This window comes from Streptomyces sp. CRCS-T-1, from assembly GCF_024442335.1.
Taxonomy (GTDB): domain Bacteria; phylum Actinomycetota; class Actinomycetes; order Streptomycetales; family Streptomycetaceae; genus Streptomyces; species Streptomyces koelreuteriae.
Genome location: NZ_CP101651.1, coordinates 7,109,842 through 7,133,209 on the forward strand (window position 1 = coordinate 7,109,842; position 23,368 = coordinate 7,133,209).

22 protein-coding genes are annotated in these 23,368 nt (G+C 71.9%); 11 read left to right on the top strand and 11 right to left on the bottom strand.

The window, feature by feature from the left end; all coding sequences use genetic code 11:
* Positions 1-13: 13 nt before the first annotated feature.
* Positions 14-1,876 carry an AAA family ATPase gene (locus tag NNW99_RS32280; protein ID WP_215124531.1) on the bottom strand — a complete coding sequence of 621 codons (1,863 nt, stop codon included), beginning with the start codon at positions 1,874-1,876 and terminating at the stop codon, positions 14-16.
* 433 nt (positions 1,877-2,309) lie between these two features.
* The gene (locus NNW99_RS32285; RefSeq protein WP_215124532.1) at positions 2,310-2,966 is read right to left on the bottom strand and encodes a uridine kinase; all 657 of its coding nucleotides are present in this window, start codon (positions 2,964-2,966) and stop codon (positions 2,310-2,312) included.
* A gap of 196 nt (positions 2,967-3,162) precedes the next feature.
* Here NNW99_RS32285 and NNW99_RS32290 point away from each other — a divergent pair, with 196 nt between their 5' ends.
* The 3 genes from NNW99_RS32290 (at position 3,163) to NNW99_RS32300 (ending at position 5,543) form a co-directional block, all read left to right on the top strand.
* Positions 3,163-4,542: a peptidase C39 family protein gene (locus NNW99_RS32290; protein ID WP_215122676.1), complete on the top strand. Its 1,380-nt coding sequence runs from the start codon at positions 3,163-3,165 to the stop codon at positions 4,540-4,542.
* Positions 4,543-4,633: 91 nt separating this feature from the next.
* Positions 4,634-4,786 (top strand): SCO1431 family membrane protein, encoded by a 153-nt coding sequence (locus NNW99_RS32295; RefSeq protein ID WP_215122677.1) that lies wholly within the window; start codon positions 4,634-4,636, stop codon positions 4,784-4,786.
* Positions 4,787-4,883: 97 nt separating this feature from the next.
* A complete protein-coding gene (locus NNW99_RS32300; RefSeq protein ID WP_215122678.1) occupies positions 4,884-5,543 on the top strand; it encodes a TetR/AcrR family transcriptional regulator in 660 nt (219 codons plus the stop codon).
* Between the two features lie 52 nt (positions 5,544-5,595).
* On the opposite strand, the gene NNW99_RS32305 is transcribed toward NNW99_RS32300, so the two are convergent.
* Positions 5,596-6,849: a glycoside hydrolase family 18 protein gene (locus NNW99_RS32305; protein ID WP_215122679.1), complete on the bottom strand. Its 1,254-nt coding sequence runs from the start codon at positions 6,847-6,849 to the stop codon at positions 5,596-5,598.
* A 331-nt stretch (positions 6,850-7,180) separates the two neighbouring features.
* Here NNW99_RS32305 and NNW99_RS32310 point away from each other — a divergent pair, with 331 nt between their 5' ends.
* A complete protein-coding gene (locus NNW99_RS32310) occupies positions 7,181-8,353 on the top strand; it encodes an acyl-CoA dehydrogenase family protein (RefSeq protein WP_215122680.1) in 1,173 nt (390 codons plus the stop codon).
* Here the strand turns inward: NNW99_RS32310 and NNW99_RS39220 are convergent.
* Together NNW99_RS39220 and NNW99_RS32315 are read right to left on the bottom strand one after the other, a co-directional pair.
* On the bottom strand, positions 8,316-8,564 hold the full coding sequence (locus tag NNW99_RS39220; protein WP_370869173.1) for a hypothetical protein: 249 nt from the start codon (positions 8,562-8,564) through the stop codon (positions 8,316-8,318). The two genes, NNW99_RS32310 and NNW99_RS39220, sit on opposite strands and share 38 nt — an antisense overlap.
* A 206-nt stretch (positions 8,565-8,770) precedes the next feature.
* Positions 8,771-9,205, bottom strand: coding sequence for a hypothetical protein (locus NNW99_RS32315; RefSeq protein ID WP_215122681.1), 435 nt, complete (start codon positions 9,203-9,205; stop codon positions 8,771-8,773).
* A 268-nt stretch (positions 9,206-9,473) separates the two neighbouring features.
* Here NNW99_RS32315 and NNW99_RS32320 point away from each other — a divergent pair, with 268 nt between their 5' ends.
* The 4 genes from NNW99_RS32320 (at position 9,474) to fxsA (ending at position 13,570) form a co-directional block, all read left to right on the top strand.
* Positions 9,474-9,914 (top strand): Lrp/AsnC family transcriptional regulator, encoded by a 441-nt coding sequence (locus NNW99_RS32320; protein WP_125508282.1) that lies wholly within the window; start codon positions 9,474-9,476, stop codon positions 9,912-9,914.
* Positions 9,915-9,980: 66 nt separating this feature from the next.
* Positions 9,981-11,582: an amidohydrolase gene (locus tag NNW99_RS32325; RefSeq protein WP_215122682.1), complete on the top strand. Its 1,602-nt coding sequence runs from the start codon at positions 9,981-9,983 to the stop codon at positions 11,580-11,582.
* Positions 11,583-12,114: 532 nt separating this feature from the next.
* Positions 12,115-12,918, top strand: a complete 804-nt coding sequence (locus tag NNW99_RS32330) for a polyprenol monophosphomannose synthase (protein WP_215122683.1) — start codon at positions 12,115-12,117, stop codon at positions 12,916-12,918.
* A 76-nt stretch (positions 12,919-12,994) separates the two neighbouring features.
* Entirely contained in the window at positions 12,995-13,570 is a 576-nt protein-coding gene (fxsA, locus tag NNW99_RS32335; protein ID WP_215122684.1) for an FxsA family membrane protein, read from the top strand.
* 165 nt (positions 13,571-13,735) lie between these two features.
* On the opposite strand, the gene NNW99_RS32340 is transcribed toward fxsA, so the two are convergent.
* The 4 genes from NNW99_RS32340 to NNW99_RS32355 all read right to left on the bottom strand — a co-directional run bounded on the left by NNW99_RS32340 (position 13,736) and on the right by NNW99_RS32355 (position 17,241).
* Positions 13,736-14,113 (bottom strand): RNA polymerase-binding protein RbpA, encoded by a 378-nt coding sequence (locus NNW99_RS32340; RefSeq protein ID WP_184597099.1) that lies wholly within the window; start codon positions 14,111-14,113, stop codon positions 13,736-13,738.
* 278 nt (positions 14,114-14,391) lie between these two features.
* Complete coding sequence (locus tag NNW99_RS32345; RefSeq protein WP_215122685.1) at positions 14,392-15,738, bottom strand: MFS transporter; 1,347 nt, start codon at positions 15,736-15,738, stop codon at positions 14,392-14,394.
* Between the two features lie 49 nt (positions 15,739-15,787).
* Complete coding sequence (locus NNW99_RS32350) at positions 15,788-16,555, bottom strand: glycerophosphodiester phosphodiesterase (protein ID WP_215122686.1); 768 nt, start codon at positions 16,553-16,555, stop codon at positions 15,788-15,790.
* Positions 16,552-17,241 (bottom strand): YitT family protein, encoded by a 690-nt coding sequence (locus tag NNW99_RS32355; RefSeq protein ID WP_370869174.1) that lies wholly within the window; start codon positions 17,239-17,241, stop codon positions 16,552-16,554. The genes NNW99_RS32350 and NNW99_RS32355 overlap by 4 nt, the downstream gene beginning before the upstream one ends.
* 64 nt (positions 17,242-17,305) lie before the next feature.
* Here NNW99_RS32355 and NNW99_RS32360 point away from each other — a divergent pair, with 64 nt between their 5' ends.
* On the top strand, positions 17,306-18,805 hold the full coding sequence (locus NNW99_RS32360) for a PLP-dependent aminotransferase family protein (RefSeq protein ID WP_215122688.1): 1,500 nt from the start codon (positions 17,306-17,308) through the stop codon (positions 18,803-18,805).
* Between the two features lie 85 nt (positions 18,806-18,890).
* Here NNW99_RS32360 and NNW99_RS32365 read toward each other — a convergent pair whose 3' ends face one another.
* Together NNW99_RS32365 and NNW99_RS32370 are read right to left on the bottom strand one after the other, a co-directional pair.
* Positions 18,891-20,579, bottom strand: a complete 1,689-nt coding sequence (locus tag NNW99_RS32365) for a hypothetical protein (RefSeq protein ID WP_215122689.1) — start codon at positions 20,577-20,579, stop codon at positions 18,891-18,893.
* 52 nt (positions 20,580-20,631) lie between these two features.
* On the bottom strand, positions 20,632-20,826 hold the full coding sequence (locus NNW99_RS32370) for a hypothetical protein (RefSeq protein ID WP_030843336.1): 195 nt from the start codon (positions 20,824-20,826) through the stop codon (positions 20,632-20,634).
* Positions 20,827-21,123: 297 nt separating this feature from the next.
* Between NNW99_RS32370 and NNW99_RS32375 the strand changes: the two genes are divergently transcribed.
* On the top strand, positions 21,124-21,516 hold the full coding sequence (locus NNW99_RS32375) for an ankyrin repeat domain-containing protein (RefSeq protein WP_215122690.1): 393 nt from the start codon (positions 21,124-21,126) through the stop codon (positions 21,514-21,516).
* Between the two features lie 301 nt (positions 21,517-21,817).
* On the top strand, positions 21,818-23,236 hold the full coding sequence (locus tag NNW99_RS32380) for a HEAT repeat domain-containing protein (RefSeq protein ID WP_215122691.1): 1,419 nt from the start codon (positions 21,818-21,820) through the stop codon (positions 23,234-23,236).
* The last annotated feature ends 132 nt before the right edge of the window (positions 23,237-23,368 follow it).

Genomic DNA, 23,368 nt, shown 5'->3' on the forward strand with positions numbered 1-23,368 from the left:
CCCACGCCGCTTCTCACAGTCCGGGCGGAGCCTGCGGGCCCCGCCCGGACAGCACCTCTCCGTACGCCTGCATCAGATCCGGCAGCCGCAACGTCGCCAGATCCTCCCTGCCCAGCACCCCGGGATACACGGACAACCGCAGATCCCGGTACGCGCAGCTCTTCTCGTACAGCGTCCGCAGGAACCGCCCGTTGCCCAGTTCGTCGATCCACCCCTGGTCGACCACATGCCCGGCGATGGACCGCAGCTCGTCGAGGGCCTCCTCGTCCCACAGGTCGCCGTTCTCCGCGGCGAGCACCTTGCCGATCTCGGTGAGTTCGAGGGGACGGTAGGAGGGGAAGTCGACGCGGGAGGTGAAGCGGGAGGACAGCCCGGGGTTCGCGGCGAGCAGGCGGTCCATGCCCTCCGGGTAGCCGGCCAGGATCACCACGAGATGGTCGCGGTTGTCCTCGGCTCGCTTCAGCAGCACCTGGAGCGCCTCGTCGCCGTACGCGTCGCCCTTGCCGTAGCCCGAGTTGGACAGCGAGTACGCCTCGTCGACGAAGAGGACGCCGCCGAGGGCCGAGTCGATCAGCTCGTTGGCCTTCACCGCCGTCTGCCCGAGGTACTCGCCGACCAGGTCGGCCCGCTGGGCCTCCACGAGATGGTCGCCGCCGAGCAGCCCGAGGGCGTAGAAGACGCGGCCGAGGATCCGGGCGACCGTGGTCTTGCCGGTGCCGGAGGGGCCGGAGAAGACGAAATGCCGCTTCGGCGGCTGGACCGGCAGACCCTGACCGGCCCGCAGCCGGGCCATGTTCAGCTGCGCCGACAGGGCCTTGACCTGGCGCTTCACCGGCTCCAGACCCACCATGCGCTCCAGCTCGGCGAGGGCCTCCTCCAGTAAGGCCGGATCGGTGGGCCCGGCCGGAAGGGACGGTGCCGGGGAGAACTTCTCGCGCACGGCCGGGTCCGACACCGGCGGCAGGGGAGCGGAGGCAGGCGGCTCCAGGTCGGGCAGCCTGAGGTCACGGCCCTCGGTGCCGAAGAGCGGGTCGAATCCGTCCGGCCCGTCCACGGCGTCCTGGCCGAGGCCCGGCAGCGTGATCGCCGCGAGGTCGGTGGAGTCGTCGTACCCGTCGCCCTCGGCGATCGCGGCGAGCCGGGCCGAGGTGTCCATGAAGGCCGGGTCGACGCGGTGCACGGCCCGGTAGAGGGGGAGGGCCGCGGCGCTGCGGCCGGTGCCCTCGTGCGCCCGGGCCAGCCAGTAGCGCAGCTCCTTGCGCTGGGGCTGCTCGCTGCGGCAGCGCATCAGCGCGGCGGACAGCAGCGGTTCGGCCTGGCCGTACATCTCCAGACGGACCCGGGCCATGCCGCCGAAGAGCCCCGCCTCGATGCCGAGCATCGGGTCGTCGACGAGCGGGTCGGTGTGGCGGACCAGCTGCTCCCAGTCCTTGACCAGATAGGCGCGGCAGGCGTGCAGAAAGCGGACCTGGGCGTCGGTGTCCACCGGCGGCAGCCCGGCGAGGGCCCGGTCCAGCTCGGGGACATGGCGGCCGTCCAGCCAGTGCGAGGCGTGCGCGAGCAGCAGGTCGCGGGGGCTCTCCAGCACGGGCTGCACCCACCAGCCCAACCAGTACCAGGAGTTGAGGGTGCGGCGATAGCGGGAGCGCTGCTCCCCGAAGCGGTCCCGGTGCCGGAACATCCTGAGCAGCGCGGTCGTCGTGTCGACGCGCAGCGCGTGCAGCCCGAGCCAGCCGTCGGCCATTCCGGGGTCCATCGCCACGGCGGCGCGGAACTCCTCCTCCGCCTGCGGATAGGCGCCCATGGTGTAGGCATCGACGCCTCGCAGCCAGGCGAGGTCGGCCGGGGCCTGCGGGCCCTGCGTGCCGAAGTCCATCACGTCCCCCACGAACCGTGCCCCCGTCGGTATGCCAACGAGCCGTCCCCCCAGCCGGCTGCCCTGCTCGAACCGCTGTGCCACGGACCGGAGTTGCGCGGTGCGCGGAGCCACCGTCCGTAGGTCGCGACGAGGGCATCGTACCTTCGGGGACGGCGCCCTCGAAGAGTGCCGCACGGGCCGTTCGCCGAGGTGGGAGCGGACGTGGCCCACCCACGCACGGTGACCGAGTGTGAGCGTTCGGCGCCTCGCGAGGGCCGGAAAAACGGAAGAAGACAGAACGAAGCCCCCGATCACGGGGGAACAACCGGGGGCTTCGCGTCTGTGGGCGGCTCCGAATGGCCGCACATTGAGAACGTAAGTCCTGTACGGCCCACCGGTCAAGCCGAGTTGAAGCACTCCGGCAAGTTGCACCGCAAGCGCCTTCACAAGTTCAGCACACTGCTGGCGGCCCGTCACCGTGCGTGAGGAACTGGTCCGGTCCAGTGGTCCCAGCGGGCCCCTGGAACACCTCGTACCCCTTCTCTCCCTGCCGTACCAGGAGATCGGCGAAGGGCCGCGAGGGATCGTCGGCGAAATGGCGGCGCTCCGCCGGGACCCATCCGTCCCAGAACTCCCGCTGTTCCTCCCCGTCCCGCGACCGCCCCCGGGCCCAGGCCTCCTCGCGCGGCAGTTCCATCCACAGCAGCAGGGCCAGATGCGGCCGCAGCGCCCGGCGTCCCGCGCCGACGCCCTCGACGAGGATCACCGGTGCGGGCGGCAGGGGGAGCGGTGGGCCGAAGCGGCGGGCCCGCCAGTCGTAGGGGGCGTAGTGCGCGGTCCGGCCGTCGGTCAGCGGTTCGATCACCTGGTCCAGCAGCCGTCCGGTCCAGTCGAACAGTTCGTCGTGGCTGGCGATGTCGTCGAGGCGCAGCACCGGCGCGCCGTCGAGCGCCCCGGCCAACTGCTCGGCGAACGTGCTCTTCCCGGATCCGGCGTGGCCGTCGACGCCGACGAGACGGACCGGGCCGCAGGAGGGGGAGAGGCGGCGGATCCGGGAGGCCAGGTCGCGGACGGCGGGTCCCGGTGCGGGGCGGAAGGACGGATTCATCTCGCGCAGCACTCTAACGAGGGTGCGATCGGCTCCTGCCACTGGTCGACGCCAATATTGGTGGGCGTGGCGCGGGTCGAAGTGCTGGCAGGACCTGGCGGGCTGTGCTCATATGTGGCGCACACGCATGTGCGACCGAGTGTTGCAACGGACCTGCCCCGCCCCTGCCCGACTCCGACATCCGGGGGTCCCCGCCATGAGCAGAGCCGAACAGCTGTCCCGCAGAACCGTCCTGGCCGCCGCGGTCGCCGCCGCCGTCACCGCGAGCACGGGTCCGGCGGCCGCCGACACCGAGATCTCCATGACGACCGACAGCCCAAGCCCCGCCCGGGCGGTCCCGGCCCGCACCGTGGACAACCGTGCCTGGGTCTCCTACGGCGACTGGGGCGGCGGCACCGCCCGGGGTACCCGTGCCGTCGCGGGCAACCGCCCAGGCCTGGCGATCGCGAAGCCCGCCGGAACCGCCGACTACAAGGATCCGCACACCGGCACCACCGCCTCCTGGGAGTACGGCACCTGGACGTCCTCCGTCCACCGCCTCGCCGTCCCCGCGACGGAGGCGATCGTCTCCTGGAACGCGCGCACCCCGGCCGGCACCTGGATCCAGGCCGAGCTCAAGGCCACCTACACCGACGGCACCAGCAGCCCCTGGTACGTGATGGGCCGCTGGGCGTCCGGCGACCAGGACATCAAACGCACCTCGGTCGACGACCAGAGCGACGGCAAGAGCACCGTCTGGACGGACACGCTGGCCGTCGACGACCCGGCGACCGGCCTGCGCCTGGCCTCCTGCCGCCTGCGGCTGACCCTGTACCGCAAGCCCGGCGGCAAGGCCACGCCCACCGTGTGGCGGCTCGGCGTGATGGGTTCCGACGTCCCCGACCGGTTCACCGTCCCGGCGTCCGCGCCCGGCCTCGCGAAGGAACTGTCCGTCCCGCGGTATTCGCAGGAGATCCACAAGGGGCGCTACCCCGAGTACGACAACGGCGGCGAGGCCTGGTGCAGCCCGACCTCCTCCCAGATGATCATCGAGTACTGGGGCGGCCGGCTCACCCCGAAGCAGCTCGCCTGGGTGGACCCCTCGTTCACCGACCCGCAGGTGTGCCACGCGGCCCGCTACACCTACGACCACCAGTACGGAGGCTGCGGCAACTGGCCCTTCAACGCCGCCTACGCGGCCACCTTCAAGGACCTCCAGGGCGTGGTCACCCGGCTCGGCTCGCTCACCGACCTGGAGACGCTGATCGCGGCGGGCATCCCGGCCATAACGTCCCAGTCCTTCCTGAAGGAGGAGCTGACCGGCGCCGGATACGGCACCGCCGGGCACCTGATGACCGTCATCGGCTTCACGGCCGGCGGCGATGTCATCGCGAACGACCCCGCCTCGGCGAGCAACGACGCCGTGCGGCGCGTCTACCGGCGGCGCGAGTGGGAGAACATCTGGCTGCGGACCAAGCGGTACAACGCCTCCGGCAAGGTCGTCTCCGGCACCGGCGGCGTCTGCTACCTGTACTTCCCGGCGCGCCCGACCGCGGCCCAGCGCAAGGCGCTGACAGCCGTGGGCGTCCGCGTGTGACCGAGGTCTCGGCCACAAAAGCCGCTGAAGGTGGCAAGGTGGGCGGAACTTCGGGGGAAGTCCGCCCGCCCCACCGGATCAGCGAGAAGCCATGACCGCACACTCAGCCACCGCCGCCGACGCCGCCACGCGCGTCCGCACGGGCGGCCCGAAGGGCGACGGCCCGAAGATCGCCGAGCATGTCATGGGCTGGACGCTCGTCGTGGTCGTCGCGATGCTCGTGACCCGGCTCGGGCTGCTCTGACCCCGGCCCGGACCGCTGTGACCTGACCCACGACCCGGCCCTGCGACCTGCCATACTGCGCATGTCCCGCCTCGCCCGCCTGGAACCAGGGTCGAAAGTGAATATCAGTCAACAGCCTGCCGCGCGCCCCAGAGCCCGCGGCACCGAGCGCTCGCTGGCGCGCCGTGCCGAACTCATCGCCATCGGCCGGAGGTTGTTCGCCGACACGTCCTACGACGCCCTCTCGATGGACGACATCGCCCGGCAGGCGCACGTAGCCAAGGGGCTCATCTACTACTACTTCCAGTCCAAGCGGGGCTACTACCTGGCCATCATCCAGGACTCGGTCACCGACCTGGTCACCCTGGCGGCGAGCGGACTCGAACTGCCCCCGGTCGACCGTGTCCAGCGCACGATCGACAGCTATCTGCGCTACGCCGAGAGCCACCAGGCCGCCTACCGCACGATCGTCAGCGGCGGGGTCGGCTTCGACACCGAGGTGCACGCCATCCGGGACGGTGTGCGCGAGGCCATCGTTGCCACCATCGCCGAGGGCGCGTACGGCCGCCTGGACATCACCCCGCTGGCGCGGATGGGCCTGCTGGCCTGGGTGTGCGGTGTCGAGGGCGCCACCCTCGAATGGATCGACCGCCCCGAACTGCCCCGCGAGACCATGTGCGAGCTGCTGGTGAAGGGGCTCGGCGGCGCCCTGCGCGCGATCGAGGACCTGGACCCCGCCTATCCGGCCCCGCAGGAGGCCGCCCGCCAGGACGCGTGAGCCGGGGGCGGCAGGGTCCGTCACGGTCCCTCCGCCCCCTGCTCACCCCGCCTTACCTGATGGCCTTGATCAGCTCACCGTTCGCCGTGTCGCCGCTGAGCTCCCAGAAGAACGTGCCGCCCAGACCCTGCTGGTTCTTGTACGTCATCTTGGTCCCGATGGTCGCCGGGGTGTCGTAACTCCACCAGTTGTTCCCGCACTTGGCGTACGCCGTGCCGGCCACCGTCCCCGTCGCCGGGCACTTGGACTTGAGGACCTTGTAGTCGTCGATGCCCTGCTCGTACGTGCCCGCCGCCGGGCCGGTCGCGGTGCCGCCGGGGGCCGACTGGGTGACGCCGGTCCAGCCGCGCCCGTAGAAGCCGATGCCGAGCAGCAGCTTCGAGGCGGGGATGCCGAGGCCCTTGAGCTTGGCGATGGTCGCCGAGCTGTGGAAGCCCGCCTTCGGGATGCCGGAGTACGAGGTCAGCGGAGAGTGCGGGGCCGTCGGGCCGGCGGCGTCCCAGGCGCCGAAGAAGTCGTACGTCATGGGGTTGTACCAGTCGACGTACCGGGCGGCGCCCGCGTAGTCCGCCGCGTCGATCTTGCCGCCGGGGGTGGCGTCGGCGGTGATCGCCGCGGTGACGAGGTTGCCCGAGCCGAACTTGGCGCGCAGGGCCTGCATCAGATTCGGGAAGGCCGCCTTGCCGCTGGTGTCGCAGGTGGCGCCGCAGGCGTTCGGGTACTCCCAGTCGATGTCGATGCCGTCGAAGACATCGGCCCACTTGGAGTTCTCGACCAGGTCGTAGCAGGACTGGGCGAAGGCGGCCGGGTTCCTCGCGGCCTCGCCGAAGCCGCCCGACCAGGTCCAGCCGCCGAAGGACCACAGGACCTTGAGGTCCGGGTGCTTCTGCTTCAGCTTGCGCAGCTGGTTGAAGTTGCCGCGCAGCGGCTGGTCCCAGGTGTCGGCCTTGCCGTCGACGGAGTCGGCGGCGGTGTAGGCCCGGTCGGTGGCCGCGTTGGCGTCGCCCATCGCGCACTTTCCGCCGGTGACGTTGCCGAAGGCGTAGTTGATGTGGGTGAGCTTCGCCGCCGAGCCGGACGTCTCGATGTTCTTGACGTGGTACTTGCGGTCGTAGGTGCCCCATTCGGTGAAGTACCCGATGACCTTGGAGCCGGGTGCGGCCTTCGATGCCGCGGCGGCCTCCTGAGCCGAGGTCGCCGCGGTGGCGGTCGAGGTGCCCGCGCCGGCCAGCAGACCGGCGCCGAGGACGGCGCAACAGGCCGCGGACACGACGGCCCGGAAGCGGGAGCGGTGGGGGGTGTGCATCCGGTGTCTCCTCGTGGGGAGAGGGAACGCGCGCCGATTGGCATGAACGCGATGAATCGGTGAAGCGAAACGGTAGGAGGACTAGACCAGTTCGGTCAATGGTGCGGACCAATTTGGATCCGGCGGACGTGCTCGGGTATTACCTGAAGTAAGCGGTCGTTAACTGGTGACTGCATGCCTCCGATCGGGCATACTCACTGCGCACAGCCGCTGGTCAGCAGCTTCCGAGACCCGGGACTGCAAGCATCGGCCAGGCACCAGATCGACCCGGCGGCGCCGCCCCCACCCATGGGCCCGACCGCCAGTGCCCGACAGGGAGGAGAGCGTCGCCATGCCCGACCGCGCCCCGCAGCCGGTGGACCGACAACTGCCCACGGAGGAGGCCCGGGAACTGATCTCGCTCGTCCGTGACATCGCGCGGCAGGAGATCACCCCGAAGGCGTCCGAGGAGGAGGACGCCAGCCGCTTCCCGCGTGAGCTGTTCACCCTGCTCTCGCACTCCGGCCTGCTCGGCCTGCCGTACGCGTCCGAGTACGGCGGCGGCGACCAGCCGTACGAGGTCTATCTCCAGGCCCTCGAAGAGCTCGCGGCGGCCCGCCTCACGGTCGGTCTCGGGGTCAGCGTGCACTCCCTGTCCTCCTACGCGCTCGCCGCCTACGGCACCAAGGAGCAGCAGGTCGAGCACCTGCCCGGGATGCTCGCCGGCGGCCTGCTCGGCGCCTACTGCCTCTCCGAGCCGCAGTCCGGATCGGACGCGGCGGCCCTGCGCACCAAGGCCGTGCGGGACGGCGACGGCTGGGTGATCACCGGCACCAAGGCCTGGATCACCCACGGCGGGATCGCCGACTTCTACACGGTCATGGCGCGCACCGGCGAGGACGGCCCGCGCGGGATCACCGCGTTCCTGGTCCCCGGCGACGCGCCGGGCGTGAGCGCGGCGGCGCCCGAGAAGAAGATGGGCATGAAGGGCTCGCCCACCGCCCAGGTCCACTTCGACGGCGTACGGATCTCCGACGACCGGCGCATCGGCGAGGAGGGGCAGGGCTTCGCGATCGCCCTGTCCGCGCTCGACTCGGGGCGGCTCGGCATCGCGGCGTGCGCGATCGGCGTGGCGCAGGCGGCGCTCGACGAGGCGCTGACGTACGCCGCCGAAAGGCGCCAGTTCGGGAAGGCGATCGCCGACTTCCAGGGGCTGCGCTTCATGCTCGCCGACATGGCGACGCAGATCGAGGCGGGCCGCGCGCTCTACCTCGCGGCGGCGCGGCTGCGTGACGCGGGCCGGCCGTTCGCCCGGCAGGCGGCCATGGCCAAGCTGCACTGCACCGACACCGCGATGCGGGTCACCACCGACGCCGTGCAGATCCTCGGCGGCTACGGCTACACCGCGGACTTCGCGGTCGAGCGCTATATGCGCGAGGCCAAGGTGCTGCAGATCGTCGAGGGCACCAACCAGATCCAGCGGATGGTCATCGCCCGCCATCTCGTGGGTCCAGAGGAACGCTGAACTGGTCGAGGCCCCGCCAGGGCGCCGCGAGCCGCATCCACTCCGGGTCGTGGCGGCCCGGCAGGGTGCGGCCGCCCTCGGCCCAGGTCCGCATCAGGTCACGGTAGATGGGCGGGTCCTGGTAGCGCGGCGCGGTCGGCCGAACCGATTCTGCGGGTGCCGGGACGAAGAGGAGGCGCTGACGCCCGGTCGCTGAGGAGATGGGGGTCATACCAGGGCAACGCGGCGGACGCCGGACAGGTCACCGGGTAGCGGAATCGGGCGTGCGTTCACGGGCGTCCGGCCCCGTGTCCCCTCCGGGGCGGGTACGGCGTGCCGCCTCACGTTCCGGACGCACTGAACCGCACCACGGCGCACTGCGGGTCGTGATGCGGTTCAGTCACGGGTGTGGAGCGAGCAGGCCGGGAAGACCCGCGCTCAGGCCGCCTGGCGGCGCATGACGGGGACCCTGATCGGGCGCGAGCCCGGGCCGCCGACGTGCGAGAAGGGCTGGGTCCGCCAGTCGAGCCCCTGAGGGAGCGTCAACAGCAGGGCGGTGTCCTGCTCCTGCGGATCCGCGGACTCGTCCGCGGGGCGGGCGTCCGTGGCCTTGCGGCCGGTGCCGGCACAGACCGTGAGTCCGAACGGGTTCCACGGCGAGGCGCACAGCGCGTGCTCCGGCAGAACCTCTTCGTCCGCCAGCAGCGCGATGGGCTGAGCGCAGTCCGGGCAGACGACCCGGAACATCTCGAAGGTGTCGTAGAAGTCGAGCTCGTCGTCGAAGGCGTCGGGTTCGACGCCCTCCGGCTCGGGCTCGACGACGAGCTGAGGCCGCTTGGGCGCGGTGCGACCAGGGCGCTTAAGACTCTGCATTGGGTTCTCCCCCTCGGACTGGGCCGTATCGGCGCTGAGGCCTCGGCCACAGCAAGCACTTCCCGTCCCCTCTCGGCGGTAATCACGAGAACATCACGGAGACTGTTCGAGCACTGTGGCGTTCGTCACATGCCGCGCGCAGGTGCCCACTGCGGTGGGTTTGTCCCCCGGACGGCTGACCCCCGGCTTCCGGCCACATCACGAACCGGGCATGACCTGCGCTGCTCAGGTATCGGAGGAGATCAACGGCACTGTAGGTTCTTGCGCCATGGAGGAGCTGGACCGACAGATCGTGCAGCTGCTCGTCAAGGACGGGCGGATGAGCTACACCGACCTGGGCAAGGCCACGGGCCTGTCCACGTCGGCCGTGCACCAGCGGGTGCGCCGGCTGGAGCAGCGCGGCGTCATCCGCGGCTATGCCGCGGTCGTCGACCCGGAGGCGGTCGGGCTGCCCATGACCGCGTTCATCTCGGTCAAACCGTTCGACCCCAGCGCGCCCGACGACATCGCGGAGCGGCTCGCGGGCGTGCCGGAGATCGAGGCCTGCCACAGTGTCGCGGGCGACGAGAACTACATCCTCAAGGTGCGGGTCTCGACCCCGCACGAGCTGGAGGAACTGCTCGCCCGGGTGCGGTCGTTGGCAGGGGTCTCGACGCGGACGACGGTGGTCCTGTCCACGCCCTATGAGGCGCGGCCGCCGCGGATCTGAGCGCCGCCCGGCCTGGAAGGCCACCCTTGTTCGGAGCGACCCGGGTCAGGCGCGAGACTGTTGTCCATGAGTGAGTCCAGCGCCCCGTCGAAGACCGTCCTGCTCCGTCGTGGAGAGGTGCACAGCCCCGCCGATCCGTTCGCCACGGCGATGGTCGTGGAACGCGGGCAGATCGCCTGGGTGGGGTCGGAGGGGGCCGCCGACGCCTTCGTGGACGGCGTCGACGAGGTGATCGACCTGGACGGCGGGTTGGTCACTCCGGCGTTCACCGATGCGCATGTGCACACCACGGCCACCGGCCTCGCGCTCACCGGCCTCGATCTGTCGGCCGCTCCCTCGCTCGAGGCCGCCCTGGCCCTCGTACGGGACTTCGCCGCCTCCCGGCCGGACGACCGTGTCCTGCTCGGACACGGCTGGGACGCCGCCCGCTGGCCCGGCGGCCGCCCCCCGACCCGTGCGGAGCTGGACGAGGCCGCCGGACACCGGCCCCTCTACCTCAGCCGGATCGACGTCCACTCGGCGGTCGTCACCACGGCCCTGCTCGACCTGGTTCCCGGCGTCGCCCGCGCCGACGGACCCCTCACCGCCGACGCCCACCATGCCGTACGGGCCGCGGCGTTCGCGGGCGTGACGCCTCAGCAGCGCGTCGACGCGCAGCGCGCCGCTCTCGCGCACGCCGTCTCCCTCGGCATCGGCACGGTCCATGAGTGCGCCGGCCCGGAGATCTCCTCCGAGGACGACTTCACCGGCCTGCTGCGCCTGGCCGGCGGGGAAGCAGGGCCGCGCGTCGTCGGCTACTGGGCCGAGCGGGACGTCGCCAAGGCCCGGGAGCTGGGCGCGGTCGGCGCCGCGGGCGACCTGTTCGTCGACGGCGCCCTCGGCTCGCACACGGCCTGTCTGCACCAGCCGTACGCCGACGCCGGCCACACGGGCAACGCCTACCTGGACGCCGACGCCGTGGGCGCCCATGTCATCGCCTGCACCGAGGCGGGTCTCCAGGCCGGCTTCCACGCCATCGGCGACGCGGCGGTGGACGCCGTGGTCGAGGGCGTGCGCACCGCCGCCGAGAAGCTGGGCCTCGCCCGCGTCCGCGCCGCCCGCCACCGCGTCGAGCACGCCGAGATGCTCACCCCGGACGCGATCACGGCCTTCGCCGAACTCGGCCTCACCGCCTCCGTGCAGCCCGCCTTCGACGCCCTGTGGGGCGGCGAGGACGGCATGTACGCACAGCGGCTGGGCGCCGGGCGGGCGCGTGCGCTGAACCCGTTCGCGGCCCTGCTGCGCGCCGGTGTCCCGCTCGCCTTCGGCTCCGACAGCCCGGTCACCCCGCTCGACCCCTGGGGCACGGTCCGGGCCGCCGCCTTCCACCGCACGCCGGAGCACCGCGTCTCCGTGCGCGCCGCGTTCACGGCGCACACGCGCGGCGGCTGGCGGGCCGTGGGGCGGGACGACGCGGGCGTCCTGGTGCCGGGCGCCCCCGCCGACTACGCGGTGTGGCACACCGGCGAGCTCGTGGTGCAGGCCCCGGACGACCGGGTCGCCCGCTGGTCCACGGACCCCCGCTCCGGCACCCCGGGCCTGCCCGACCTCACACCGGGCCGCGACCTGCCCGTCTGTCTGCGCACCGTGGTGGGCGGACGCACGGTCTTCGTACGGCCGGGCGAGTGATCTACGGGGGTGGCGCGCATGAGATCGTGTGCCACGCCCCCGGCGCGCGACCTGCGCATCCTCCGCACTGACCAGGCCTTTGCCGGACAATGCGCAGGTCAAACGGCTGTTGACAGGCAGCCGCAGGTGGCCGGTAGGTTCGGCGGAGTCCACCACCGGACGCCCGACCGGGAACGTCCGCGCACTCGCCGCAGCGCCGCCGGGTCAGGGACGGTGTGCCGCAGCGGGCACCGCCACTGGGAGCCAGGCTCAGGCCGGCACAGCGCCGAGGGAACGTTCCGGCCGGTCGGGGAGGTGTGACCCGGGAGGGGCCCGGACGCTCAGTAGACAACGGCTTTCGGTCGATCCGCAGCCAGCGGGTCCCAGGTCGGCCCGAAGGGCGCCGGGCCCCCATCCGCCGTACGCTCGTCCGCGAAAGCGCATTCTTACCCGCGCCTCGCGGATTCGACACCCCTGTTCGAACGTCCTGTCGCGTCATCGCAGGCCGGGCCCATTAAGGTGGATCCCTGCGTACGGACTTGAAGGGGCATCAGTGAACGACGGCGACGGAACCCTCGCGGCAGGAGCCCAGGGGAGGAAGTTCGGCCCGCTCGGCACCGCCTTGGTGATCATCCCGACCTACAACGAGGCGGAGAACATCAAGAGCATCGTCGGCCGGGTGCGCGAGGCCGTCCCCGAGGCGCACGTACTCGTGGCCGACGACAACAGCCCGGACGGCACGGGCAAGCTGGCCGACGAGCTGACGGTGGACGACGACCACGTCCATGTGCTGCACCGCAAGGGCAAGGAGGGCCTGGGCGCCGCCTACCTGGCGGGCTTCCGCTGGGGCCTGGAGCGCGACTACGGCGTGCTGATCGAGATGGACGCCGACGGCTCCCACCAGCCCGAGGAACTGCCCCGGCTGCTCACCGCCCTCAAGAGCGCCGACCTGGTACTCGGCTCGCGCTGGGTTCCCGGCGGCCGGGTGGTGAACTGGCCGAAGTCCCGTGAGGCGATCTCCCGGGGCGGCAGCCTCTACTCCCGTCTCGCGCTCGACCTGCCGCTGCGCGACATCACCGGCGGCTACCGGGCGTTCCGCCGCGAGACCCTGGAGGGCCTCGGGCTCGACGAGGTCGCTTCCCAGGGCTACTGCTTTCAGGTCGACCTGGCGCGTCGCTCGGTCAAGGCCGGCTACCACGTCGTCGAGGTGCCGATCACCTTCGTCGAGCGCGAGCACGGCGACTCCAAGATGAGCCGCGACATCCTCGTCGAGGCACTGTGGCGGGTCACGGCGTGGGGCGTGGGGGAGCGGGTCGGCAAGGTCACGGGGCGCGGCGGCAAGCAGGACCGGTCCTAGCGGACGTCCGGGGGCGCTCAGGAGTGGCTGATCTGCCCTTATCCCGGACTGAGCCGGGTCCAGGCACACTGGAGGCATGACGACTGGCGCTCAGACCCCCAGTACCCCTGCCCGGCCCCGGCGCTCCCGGCTGCGCACCTTCCTGCCGCTGGGGCTCGCGGCATGGCTCGTGCTGGAGATCTGGCTGCTCACGGTGGTCGCGGGGGCGTCCAGCGGGCTGGTGGTCCTCCTCGTCCTGCTCGCGGGCCTCGTCCTCGGCTCGGTCGTGATCAAGCGGGCCGGGCGGCGTGCCTTCCGGAACCTCTCCGAGGCGCTGCAACAGCAGCAGAGCGGTGCGATGCCCGCGGCGGCCCGGCCGAACAGCGAGGGCAACGGCCTGATGATGCTGGGCGGGCTGCTGCTGATCATCCCCGGCCTGGTGTCGGACGCGGTGGGTCTGCTCCTGCTGCTGCCGCCGGTCCAGAAGGCCGTGAGCCGCTTCGCCGAGAGCACCTTCGAGCGCAAGCTCCGCGAGGCCGACCCCGGCACCTTGGGCGGGGCGTTCCAGCAGGCCCGTATGCACCGCCCGGACGGCAAGGTCGTCCCGGGCGAGGTCATCAGGGACGAGCCGGGCGACGCACCCAGGGAGCAGCGCCCGCCGCTGACGCACTGACTGTCCGGGCGCCCGGGCGCCCGGACCCGATGGCAGGGCACCCGGTCCGGCCAGGTCGGGCACACATGAGCATGTGAGCACGCGAGCAGGAAAAAACCGCGGGCGCCGTACATGACGTACGGCGCCCGCGGTTCTGATGCGCTGTTCGGCCAGGGCCGAAGAGGGTCAGGCCGACTTGCGGCTGCTGTCCCGGGGATGAATCGCGATGTTCATCGCACCGGAGCGCAGCACCGCCAGACGCTCCTCGAGGACCTCTTCGAGCTCCTCACGGGTGCGCCGCTCCATCAGCATGTCCCAATGCGTACGCGCGGGCTTGCCCTTCTTCTCTTCCGGGACATCGCCGTCCACGAGGAGTGCCTGGGCCCCGCAGACCTTGCACTCCCACTCCGGCGGGATCTCCGCCTCGACCGAGAAGGGCATCTCGAACCGGTGCCCCTTCTCGCATGCGTACTCCACGGCCTGGCGCGGAGCCAAGTCGATGCCGCGGTCCGTCTCGTAGCTGGTCACCACGAGGCGCGTGCCGCGAAGAGCTCGCTCACTCATGAATCGTGCCTCCCGGGCTTGTCGCCCACAGGACAGGTGTCGCTGTCGTCGTCATCCGGTCAACGTCCGGTCGGCGGTAAAGATTCCCGTTCCGAGTCCCGTTCCGGGTCATGCGTCGCCGTCGTAGCCGCAGCCTTGTCAACCCTTGCAGTACCCACCAGCGCCCGGTTTGTCACATCTGCTAGCAGATGTAACCCAGCGTTTCGGCATCTTTGACGCGCAGTAACGGTACGCCTGGCAGGCCAAACGCGTACACTACAGCCCTTTCGCGCCGAGTGCTAAATCTTGTCAGGAACCGGATTCCCCGCTTCACGGATCGCACGCCCCACGGGTACCCGCAGGAGCAGGACGAATCCGATGACGAAGAAGCCGACCAGCGAGATGATCGCGTCCCGGTAGCTCCCGGTGAGCTGGTAGGTGAGCCCGAACAGCAGGGGCCCGAGCCAGCTCATGCCGCGGTCGCTCATCTCGTACGCCGCGAAGTACTCGGCCTCCTTCCCCGGCGGGACGAGGTGGGAGAACAGGGAGCGGGACAGCGCCTGGCTGCCGCCGAGGACCAGGCCGATCCCGGCGGCCAGGACGAAGAACCACACCGGCGCCCCGGCCGGCAGGAAGAATCCGGCCGCCAGCGTCACCGTCCACGCGACCAGCGAGCCGAGGATGGTGCGCTTGGCCCCGTAGGTCCGGGCCAGCCGGCCCATCGTCAGCGCGCCCGCCACCGCCAGCACCTGCACCAGCAGGATGGCGCCGATCAGGGTGGACTGCCCGAGGCCCAGTTCCTTCGAGCCGTAGACCGAGGCCTGGGAGATCACCGTCTGGATGCCGTCGTTGTAGACGAGGTATGCGAGCAGGAAGGCCAGGGTCAGTGGGTGGCGGCGCATGTCGCGGACGGTCGCCGCGAGCTGCCGGAAGCCGGGGAGTGCTCCCTCGCGCGCGGCGGCCCTGCGGTCGCGCAGCCGCCGGAGCGGGATGAGGGCGAACGCGCCCCACCACAGACCGGCCGACGCCAGGCAGATGCGGACCGCCGTGCTCTCGGAGATGCCGAAGCTCTCGTGCCCCGTATAGAGGACGAGGTTGGCGACGAGGACCAGCGATCCCGAGGCGTAGCCGAAGGCCCAGCCGCGGGAGGAGACCGCGTCCCGTTGCTCGGGCGGGGCGATCTGCGGCAGATAGGAGTTGTAGAGCATCATCGCCACGGACTGGGCCGCGTTCGCGACGACCAGGAGGGCCCCGCCCAGCAGATAGCGGTCGCCGTCCAGGAAGAACATGGCCGCCGTGGCCGTGGCGCCCGTGTAGGCGGCGATCGCGAGCAGCGGCTTCTTGCGGCCGGTGCGGTCGGCGGCGGCGCCCACCAAGGGCATCACCAGCACGGCCACGATCACCGACAGGGACACCGAGTACGCGAAGAAGGCCCCGGCGCGCACCGGGATCCCGAGGGGGTGGACGTACCCCTCGGCGTCGGCGGCCGACTCGGCGACCGAGGTCAGATAGGGGCCCAGGAAGACGGTGAGCACGCTCGTCGAGTAGACGGAGCACGCCCAGTCGTAGAAGTACCAGCCGCGCTGCTCGCGTTTGAGATCAGCCGCCCCGTCGTCCTGCGGTGTCCGCACGGTGTCGGTGCCCACCCGTGCCCTCGCTTCCCCGTGAACGCGCGGAGGGCGGCGGGGCGGGGTGTCAGACCCAGACGCCGCGGTCCTCCATGACCTTGCGCAACGTGTCGATGTGATCGGTCATGATGCCATCCACACCCAGGTCCAGGAGCCGGTGCATGCCCTCGGGGTCGTTGACGGTCCACACATGCACCTGGAGCCCGCGGGCGTGGGCGGCGTGCAGGAAGCGGCGGTCCACGACCTGGATGCCGGACTGGATCTCGGGGACCTGGGCAGCGACCGCCGAGCGGCGCACCGCGGCGGGCAGCCCCCAGGAGCGCAGCCGCAGGTTGAGCACGCCCCGGGTGCCGTACGACGTGGCCAGACGCGGGCCGGCCAGCCGCTGGGCGCGCACCACGCGGGCCTCGGAGAACGAGCCGAGGCAGATCCGGTCCCAGGCGTCCGTGCGCCCGACCAGGTCCAGGAAGGGCAGCAGGGCGGCCTCCGCCTTGACGTCCACGTTCCAGCGCACCTCGGGGAAGGTCTCCAGGAGCTCCTCGAAGAGGGGCAGCGGCTCCTGGCCCGCCACGCGCGCGTGCCGTATCTCGTCCCACGGCAGGTCGGCGATCCGGCCGGCGCCGTCCGTCACCCGGTCCAGGGTCGCGTCGTGGAAGGCGACGAGCTTGCCGTCCCGGGTGGTGTGGACGTCGGTCTCGATGTACCGGTAGCCCGCCTCGACGGCGCACCGGAACTGCCGCACGGTGTTCTCCAGGCCGTCCGCGGCCCCGCCCCGGTGGGCGAAGGCGATGGGGCCGGGGTGGTCGAGATAGGGATGGCGTATCCGCGGGGTCACGGACGCAGTATCGCTCCTCGGGGTTGACCGGTGGCAACGACCGTGCTGCCGCCGGATGCCGCGGGGACGGCGAACACGCGCAGGAACAGCTGGGCGAGCGGGCCGATCGAGACCGCGTAGAGCACGGTGCCGATGCCGACGGTGCCGCCCAGGACGAAGCCCGTCGCCACGACCGTGAACTCGATGGCCGTGCGCACCACGCGGATCGAGACCCCCGTGCGCTGGTGCAGGCCCGTCATCAGGCCGTCGCGCGGACCCGGGCCGAAGCGCGCCGCGATGTACAGGCCGGTCGCCGCGCCGTTCAGGACGATCCCCGCCACCAACAGCGTCACGCGCGCCACCATCCCGTGCGCGTCGGGCACCAGGGCCAGTGTCGCGTCCATGGCCATGCCGATGACCAGCACGTTGGAGACCGTGCCCAGGCCCGGCCGCTGGCGCAGCGGGATCCAGGTGAGCAGCACCGCCGCGCCCACGATCGTCAGCACCACGCCGATCGACAGCCCCGTCCGTTCGGCGAGGCCCTGGTGCAGCACGTTCCACGGCTCCAGTCCGAGCCCGGACCGGACGAGCAGCGCCGAACTCGCGCCGTACAGCGCGAGACCGGCGTAGAGCTGGGTCAGCCGCCGGGTGAGATGGCGCCGCGTGGCCATGATGTGCCCTCCAGTGGTGCGAGTGGACTGATGCATGACACCCTGTGGCTTGGATGGAGAGGTCATCCATGGCCAATCCGGGGAAGGTGGACTGATTCCGATGGCGCAGTGGACTTCGGCCGTGGGTGCGGCACAGCTCGCCCGACTGCTCAACTCCCAGCAGGAGCGCCCGGCAGGGCCCGGCACCCGCCGCCCGCCCGCCTATCGCGCGCTCGCCGACGGCATCCGCCTGCTGGTGCTCGAAGGACGGGTGCCGGTTGCCGCCCGGCTGCCCGCCGAGCGGGAACTCGCCCTCTCCCTGTCCGTCAGCCGCACGACGGTCGCCGCGGCGTACGAGGCGCTGCGGGGCGAGGGCTTCCTGGAGTCCCGGCGCGGCGCGGGGAGCTGGACCGCCGTACCGGCCGGGAACCCGCTGCCCGCGCGCGGACTGGAACCGCTGCCGCCCGAGACCCTCGGCTCGATGATCGACCTGGGCTGTGCGGCGCTGCCCGCTCCCGAGCCCTGGCTGACCCGGGCCGTGCAGGGCGCCCTGGAGGAGCTGCCGCCGTACGCGCACACGCACGGCGACTATCCCGCCGGGCTGCCGGCGCTGCGGTCGATGATCGCCGAGCGGTACACCGCGCGCGGGATCCCGACCATGCCCGAGCAGATCATGGTGACGACCGGGGCGATGGGCGCGATCGACGCGATCTGCCATCTGTTCGCCGGGCGGGGCGAGCGCATCGCCGTCGAGTCGCCCTCGTACGCCAACATCCTCCAGCTGATGCGGGAGGCCGGGGCCCGGCTGGTGCCCGTCGCGATGGCCGAGGGGCTCACCGGCTGGGACATGGACCGCTGGCGGCAGGTCCTGCGGGACGCCGCGCCCCGGATCGCGTACGTCGTCGCCGACTTCCACAACCCGACCGGCGCGCTCGCGGACGAGGACCAGCGGCGGCAACTGGTCGACGCGGCGCGCTCCGCGGGGACCGTGCTGATCGCCGACGAGACGATGAGCGAGCTGTGGCTCGACCCGGACGTGCGGATGCCGAAGCCGGTGTGCTCCTTCGACCGGGCCGGGTCCACGGTGATCACGGTGGGGTCGGCGAGCAAGGCGTTCTGGGCCGGCATGCGCATCGGATGGGTGCGGGCCGCGCCGGACGTGATCCGCAGCCTGGTCGCCGCCCGGGCCTACGCCGACCTCGGCACGCCCGTGCTGGAGCAGCTGGCCGTCAACTGGCTGTTCGGGACAGGGGGCTGGGAACAGGCCGTGGAGGTGCGGCGCGAGCAGGCCCGGGAGAACCGCGACGAACTCGTGGCGGCGGTGCGGCGAGAGCTGCCCGGGTGGGAGTTCGAGGTGCCACAGGGCGGTCTGACGCTGTGGGTGCGGACCGGCGGGCTCTCCGGGTCGCGGCTCGCCGAGGCGGGGGAGCGGGTCGGCGTGCGAGTGCCGTCCGGGCCTCGGTTCGGCGTGGACGGCGCGTTCGAGGGGTATGTGCGGCTGCCGTTCACCGTGGGGGGCGCGGTGGCCGAGGAGGCGGCTGTGCGGCTGGCCGCGGCGGCGCGGATCGTGGAGGAGGGCGGCGCGGGGGGCGGTGAGGCGCCGCGGACGTTCGTGGCGTAGGGCTCCGCGGCTCAGCCGCGCAAGGCGCAGCCGCCGCCGGGCCGGTCCCGGCGCCCGGCCGGCGTGGCCGGGGCGTCCGGCGTGGCTAGGTCGCCTTTGCCTTCGTCTTTGTCGGCTTGGTCAGGACCGGTACCGGGTTCGGGATCGTGTCCTTCGGCTTGGTCAGGACCGGTACCGGGTCAGGAGCGGGTTCCGGCTTGGGGTCCGTCGTGAGCGGCTTCGCCTCCGTGCCCTCCGGGTCGGGGACCGTCTCGCCGTCCGCCGGTGTCGTGCGGGGCGGGAGGAGATCCAGGACCGCCTGGCGGTGGGCGTCGGACGTGGTGTCGTCGTAGGGGTTCGGCGTGGCCGGGACCTGGAGGCGGTGGACCGGGCCGAGGCCCAGGCGGGCGTAGCCGCGGCCGGGCGGGACCTCCTCGACGGGGGTGGTGTGCGGGGGCGCGCCGAGGACGGACTCGAGCTGCTCGGCCGTCGCCGGGCCGAGGACCACGCGTGCGCGGGTGTGCTGCCGTACCGGCTCGCCGAGGGCGTCCATGGTGTCGAGCTGCTCGGCCACGACCACCGTCACATTCGCCGGGCGGCCGTGCCGGAGCGGGACCTGGAGGAGGGACTGCGGGTCCTTGCGGTCCTGCGCGGCGGCCAGATGGGTGAACGCCGTCGGACGGTCCAGGAGGATCCACAGCGGACGCTTGGTGTCGTCCGGCGGCGGCTCGCCCTCCTGGTGGGCCCGGTTGGCGGCGATCAGCCGACGTTCCGTCTCGGTCGCGGCCCACTCCAGGCTCGCCACCACCCCGGGCAGGCCGCATTCGACGGCCAGTACGCCGTCCCGGCCGGTCAGGCAGGCGTATTCGCCGGTGCCGCCGCCGTCGACGATCACCACGTCGCCGTGCTGGAGGGCCTGCAGGGCGATGGACCGCAGCAGCGTCGAGGTGCCGGTGCCCGGCTGGCCGAGGGCGAGCAGATGGGGCTCGGTGGAGCGCAGGCCCGTGCGCCACAGCACCGGGGGCACGTCCCGCTGCTGCTCGCCGTGGACGAGCGGGAGGGTGCGCTGGACCAGGGTCGGGTCGGTGAAGCCGAGGACCGTCTCGCCCGGAGCGGTGACGAAGCGCTGGGCGGCGATGTCGACGGCGAGCGGCATGAGCACGCTGACCGTCAACTGGTTGCCCTCCTCTTCCCACGAGAAGTGGTATTCGCGCCCCCGGCCCGACTTGGCCGCGAGCAGGCCCTCGATCCGGGCGCGTGACTCGGCCTCGCCGTCGGCGAAGTACGCCGGGTAGTGGATCACCAGATGCGAGATCCGGCCGCCGCCGTCGAAGGCGTAGGTGGGGAAGGCCTTCTCCCAGGAGCCGCCGTGGGAGTAGAGCGGCTCGGGGTCCTCGGCGGTGGAGAAGTACGGCACGAGCGCTTCGTACAGGGACTGCAGGCGCTGGGTCTGCGACTCGTCGGGCCCGTCGGACGCCGCCGCGGCGCGTTCCCGGCCCTGCCATGCGGCCGCCGCCATCAGGGTGATGGCGGCGAGCAGCGGTCCGTACGGCATCAGGGCCACGACGAGGATCACGGAGGCCACCAGGAACAGCAGCGCTCCCCGTTTCTCCTTGGGGGTCTCGCTCCATCTGCGCCGTCCGGCCGCTGCCAGCCGGCGCAGTCCGCGCGTGATCGTGATCAGCGGATGGAGGACGTCCGTGGCGCTGTCGGCGGCCGTTCGGGCCAGCTCCCGGCTCCGGACGAGCTGCGCGCTGCCGTTGCTCAGGATGCGGGGGAGGGGACGCCGGGCCACTGCTGCCTCCGATGAGTGCGTACGGGCGGGATGCGCACGGCGTGCGGGGCCGTCAGAACTTGATTCCGCCCAGGAGGCTCGCCAGGCTCTCGCCGCCTGCCTTGATGCTCGGGGCGATGGCCGTGCTGGCCAGGTAGAAGCCGAAGAGCATCGCGACCACGGCGTGCGACGCCTTGAGGCCGTCCTTGCGGAAGAAGATGAAGACGACGATGCCGAGCAGGACCACGCCTGAGATGGAGAGGATCATTTGGGTTCTCCTGGTTCGCGGGGACAGTCACCATGAGTACTTCCAGGCTCACAGGATGTATCCATACGATAAAAGGTGCAACTGGGTGGAAATCGGGTGGTTTCTCCCAGGCTGCGGCGTGGTCCGGAACCGGTCGAGCTGGGGTGTTGTGCTCGCCCGGGTCTGTGGTGATCTTTACCTCGGGCACATCGGGTCATGTGCCGCGCGAGCCAGTACCCTGGCGATTCACTCGTACGGCTGCACCATTCGCAGGCGTGCGCACCCGACGTGATGAGCAGTGGAGAGGCGGTCCGGCCGATGACCGAAGTCCCCGACCCCGAGGTCGTGGAGCTGGCGACCAAGATCTTCGATCTGGCCCGGCGGGGACGGACCGAGGCGCTCGTGGCGTATGTCGACGCGGGTGTTCCGGCCAACCTCACCAATGACCGCGGCGACTCGCTCGTGATGCTCGCCGCCTATCACGGCCATTCCGAGGCGGTGCGCGCGCTGCTCGCCCGCGGGGCCGAGGCCGACCGGGTGAACGACCGAGGCCAGACCCCGCTCGCGGGAGCGGCCTTCAAGGGCGAGACGGACGTCATCAAGGCCCTCCTGGAGGGCGGCGCCGACCCGTCCGCCGGCACGCCGTCGGCCGTCGACACGGCTCGGATGTTCGGCCGGACGGAACTGCTCGAACTGTTCGGCGAGCGCTGAGCCGACCAGTCTGACCTGGAACGACACAGAAAACGGGGGAGGCGGTACAGGGCCGCCGAAATTTCGGTCGCGGCAGACGGAAGAGCCGAGTCATCATGACGACGTGGTTCACGGACGTGATGGTTGGGCAGGTGTTGCCGCACCGCGCGGGCCGTGACGCGGTCCGCAAGGGGCCACCGACGAGAGGCAGAGGAAGATGGTCTACAGCAAGCAGGAAACGGCGGGCACTCCGACGTGTTGTCGCGCGGCCAGGTAGTACACGTCCCCGGTTGCGTCGACGCTTGATGTGAGGCTGTTTCCCATGTTCGATCCGGTCATAGCGCCCAGCGGTACGCTGCTCGGCCTGCTCCAACGGGGCCGCGGCGACGGCACGCTGCACGCGCTCACCGCCCCGCGCCCCGAGGCGCTCGCGGCGCTGAACCACTGTGTGCTGCGCGATCCCCGCCACGACTGGCAGGTGGAGAACCGCTCCCTCTACTACGCCCGCCTCTACCTCGACCTGAACGGCGAGCTGGACGCGATCGAGGCCCATCTCTTCGACGCCGAGGACGTCCTCGACGCCGAGGAGTCACGCACCGGCCTCGCCCTCGCCGTCCTCGGGCACCTCGCCTCCTACGGCCGGCGGGACGCGCTCGAACTGCTGCGCAGGTACGCCGCCCACGGCTCGAACTGGGCCTGGGCCCTCGACGAACTCGCCCTCAGGGACGATGACGCCGGCCTGCGGGCCCTCGCCGCGCCCGTCCTCGCCCGGTTCCCGGCCGATCCGGAGGGCGAGGCCGAGCTGGCCGCGACCGTCCGCGACGCCTTCGAGCCCCGGCCGTGGCGGCTGTGGGCCGAGGATCCGCGCGAATCCATCGCCACCCGCGTGCGTGCCGCCCATGAGACCGGCAGTTTCGACCGCTGGCAGCGGCAGATGCGGCCGACGGGGCCGCGCCCGGGCTGGAGCGTGCAAGCCGTCTTCGATTGGGCCCAGCAGGGCCTCGACCGGGGTGCCGCACTCCATGTCCCGGCCGCCCGCTGCCTCACCGCCGTGGCCGGTCCCGAGGACCGGGCCGCGATCGTCCGGGCCGCGAAGGACGGTGGCGACGGAGCCCGGTGCACCGCCCTGCGCTACCTCGCCGAGGGCAACGACCCCGAGGCACTCGACCTGATCGAGGCCGCCGTGGCCACCGGCTCGACGGTCGTCGTGGAGGCCGCCGTCGACTCCTTCGAACGGATGCGCAGTCTCACGGCCGTGGACCGGGCGCGCGGCTGGGCCCACCGGCCCGACGAGCTGGGTGCCGCCGCCGGACGCGTCCTCGCCTGCCTGGGCGGGGTGCACGACCGGGACCTGGTCCTCGCGGCGCTACGCGAGGCGGTGCGCGGCGAAGGCCCCGACGCCCCGACCCTGTGGACCCTGGTCGACGGCACCGGACGGCTCGGCATCGCCTGCGCGGCACCCGTGCTCCGCCATGTCTACCGCGAGACCGCCTCCTCCCATCTGCGCGGCCGGGCCGCCCGGGCCCTCGCCGCCACCGACCCCTCCTTCGCCACCGGCTTCGCCGTCGAATGCCTCTGGGACTGCGAGGAGACCACCCGCGAACTCGCCGCCCGGCACGCCGAGACCGGCGACACCCGGGTCGTGGAGCGACTGCGCCGGCTCGCCGCCGACCCCGCCGAGGAGGCCGAGGTCCAGACGGCCGTACGCAGCCGGATCGGTCCCGAGGAGACCGCTGTGTGACCCCCTCTTCGCCAGGACGCCGGGGCGGATTCAGGCCGCCCGGGTGAACGAGGGGTGACTCGCGGGTCAGGAGCGTATGGACGCGGCCTGACCTGCGCGGGTGCACCTCAGAACGCTCATAGGACGTTCCTC

What these genes read in the sequence shown, in the direction of transcription:
- NNW99_RS32280 (WP_215124531.1), bottom strand. Translation starts at nt 1,876, where the DNA reads ATGGACTTCGGCACGCAGGGCCCGCAGGCCCCGGCCGACCTCGCCTGG.
- NNW99_RS32285 (WP_215124532.1), bottom strand. Translation starts at nt 2,966, where the DNA reads ATGAATCCGTCCTTCCGCCCCGCACCGGGACCCGCCGTCCGCGACCTG.
- NNW99_RS32290 (WP_215122676.1), top strand. Translation starts at nt 3,163, where the DNA reads ATGAGCAGAGCCGAACAGCTGTCCCGCAGAACCGTCCTGGCCGCCGCG.
- NNW99_RS32295 (WP_215122677.1), top strand. Translation starts at nt 4,634, where the DNA reads ATGACCGCACACTCAGCCACCGCCGCCGACGCCGCCACGCGCGTCCGC.
- NNW99_RS32305 (WP_215122679.1), bottom strand. Translation starts at nt 6,849, where the DNA reads ATGCACACCCCCCACCGCTCCCGCTTCCGGGCCGTCGTGTCCGCGGCC.
- NNW99_RS32310 (WP_215122680.1), top strand. Translation starts at nt 7,181, where the DNA reads ATGCCCGACCGCGCCCCGCAGCCGGTGGACCGACAACTGCCCACGGAG.
- NNW99_RS39220 (WP_370869173.1), bottom strand. Translation starts at nt 8,564, where the DNA reads ATGACCCCCATCTCCTCAGCGACCGGGCGTCAGCGCCTCCTCTTCGTC.
- NNW99_RS32315 (WP_215122681.1), bottom strand. Translation starts at nt 9,205, where the DNA reads ATGCAGAGTCTTAAGCGCCCTGGTCGCACCGCGCCCAAGCGGCCTCAG.
- NNW99_RS32320 (WP_125508282.1), top strand. Translation starts at nt 9,474, where the DNA reads ATGGAGGAGCTGGACCGACAGATCGTGCAGCTGCTCGTCAAGGACGGG.
- NNW99_RS32325 (WP_215122682.1), top strand. Translation starts at nt 9,981, where the DNA reads ATGAGTGAGTCCAGCGCCCCGTCGAAGACCGTCCTGCTCCGTCGTGGA.
- fxsA (WP_215122684.1), top strand. Translation starts at nt 12,995, where the DNA reads ATGACGACTGGCGCTCAGACCCCCAGTACCCCTGCCCGGCCCCGGCGC.
- NNW99_RS32340 (WP_184597099.1), bottom strand. Translation starts at nt 14,113, where the DNA reads ATGAGTGAGCGAGCTCTTCGCGGCACGCGCCTCGTGGTGACCAGCTAC.
- NNW99_RS32355 (WP_370869174.1), bottom strand. Translation starts at nt 17,241, where the DNA reads ATGCATCAGTCCACTCGCACCACTGGAGGGCACATCATGGCCACGCGG.
- NNW99_RS32360 (WP_215122688.1), top strand. Translation starts at nt 17,306, where the DNA reads ATGGCGCAGTGGACTTCGGCCGTGGGTGCGGCACAGCTCGCCCGACTG.
- NNW99_RS32370 (WP_030843336.1), bottom strand. Translation starts at nt 20,826, where the DNA reads ATGATCCTCTCCATCTCAGGCGTGGTCCTGCTCGGCATCGTCGTCTTC.
- NNW99_RS32375 (WP_215122690.1), top strand. Translation starts at nt 21,124, where the DNA reads ATGACCGAAGTCCCCGACCCCGAGGTCGTGGAGCTGGCGACCAAGATC.
- NNW99_RS32380 (WP_215122691.1), top strand. Translation starts at nt 21,818, where the DNA reads ATGTTCGATCCGGTCATAGCGCCCAGCGGTACGCTGCTCGGCCTGCTC.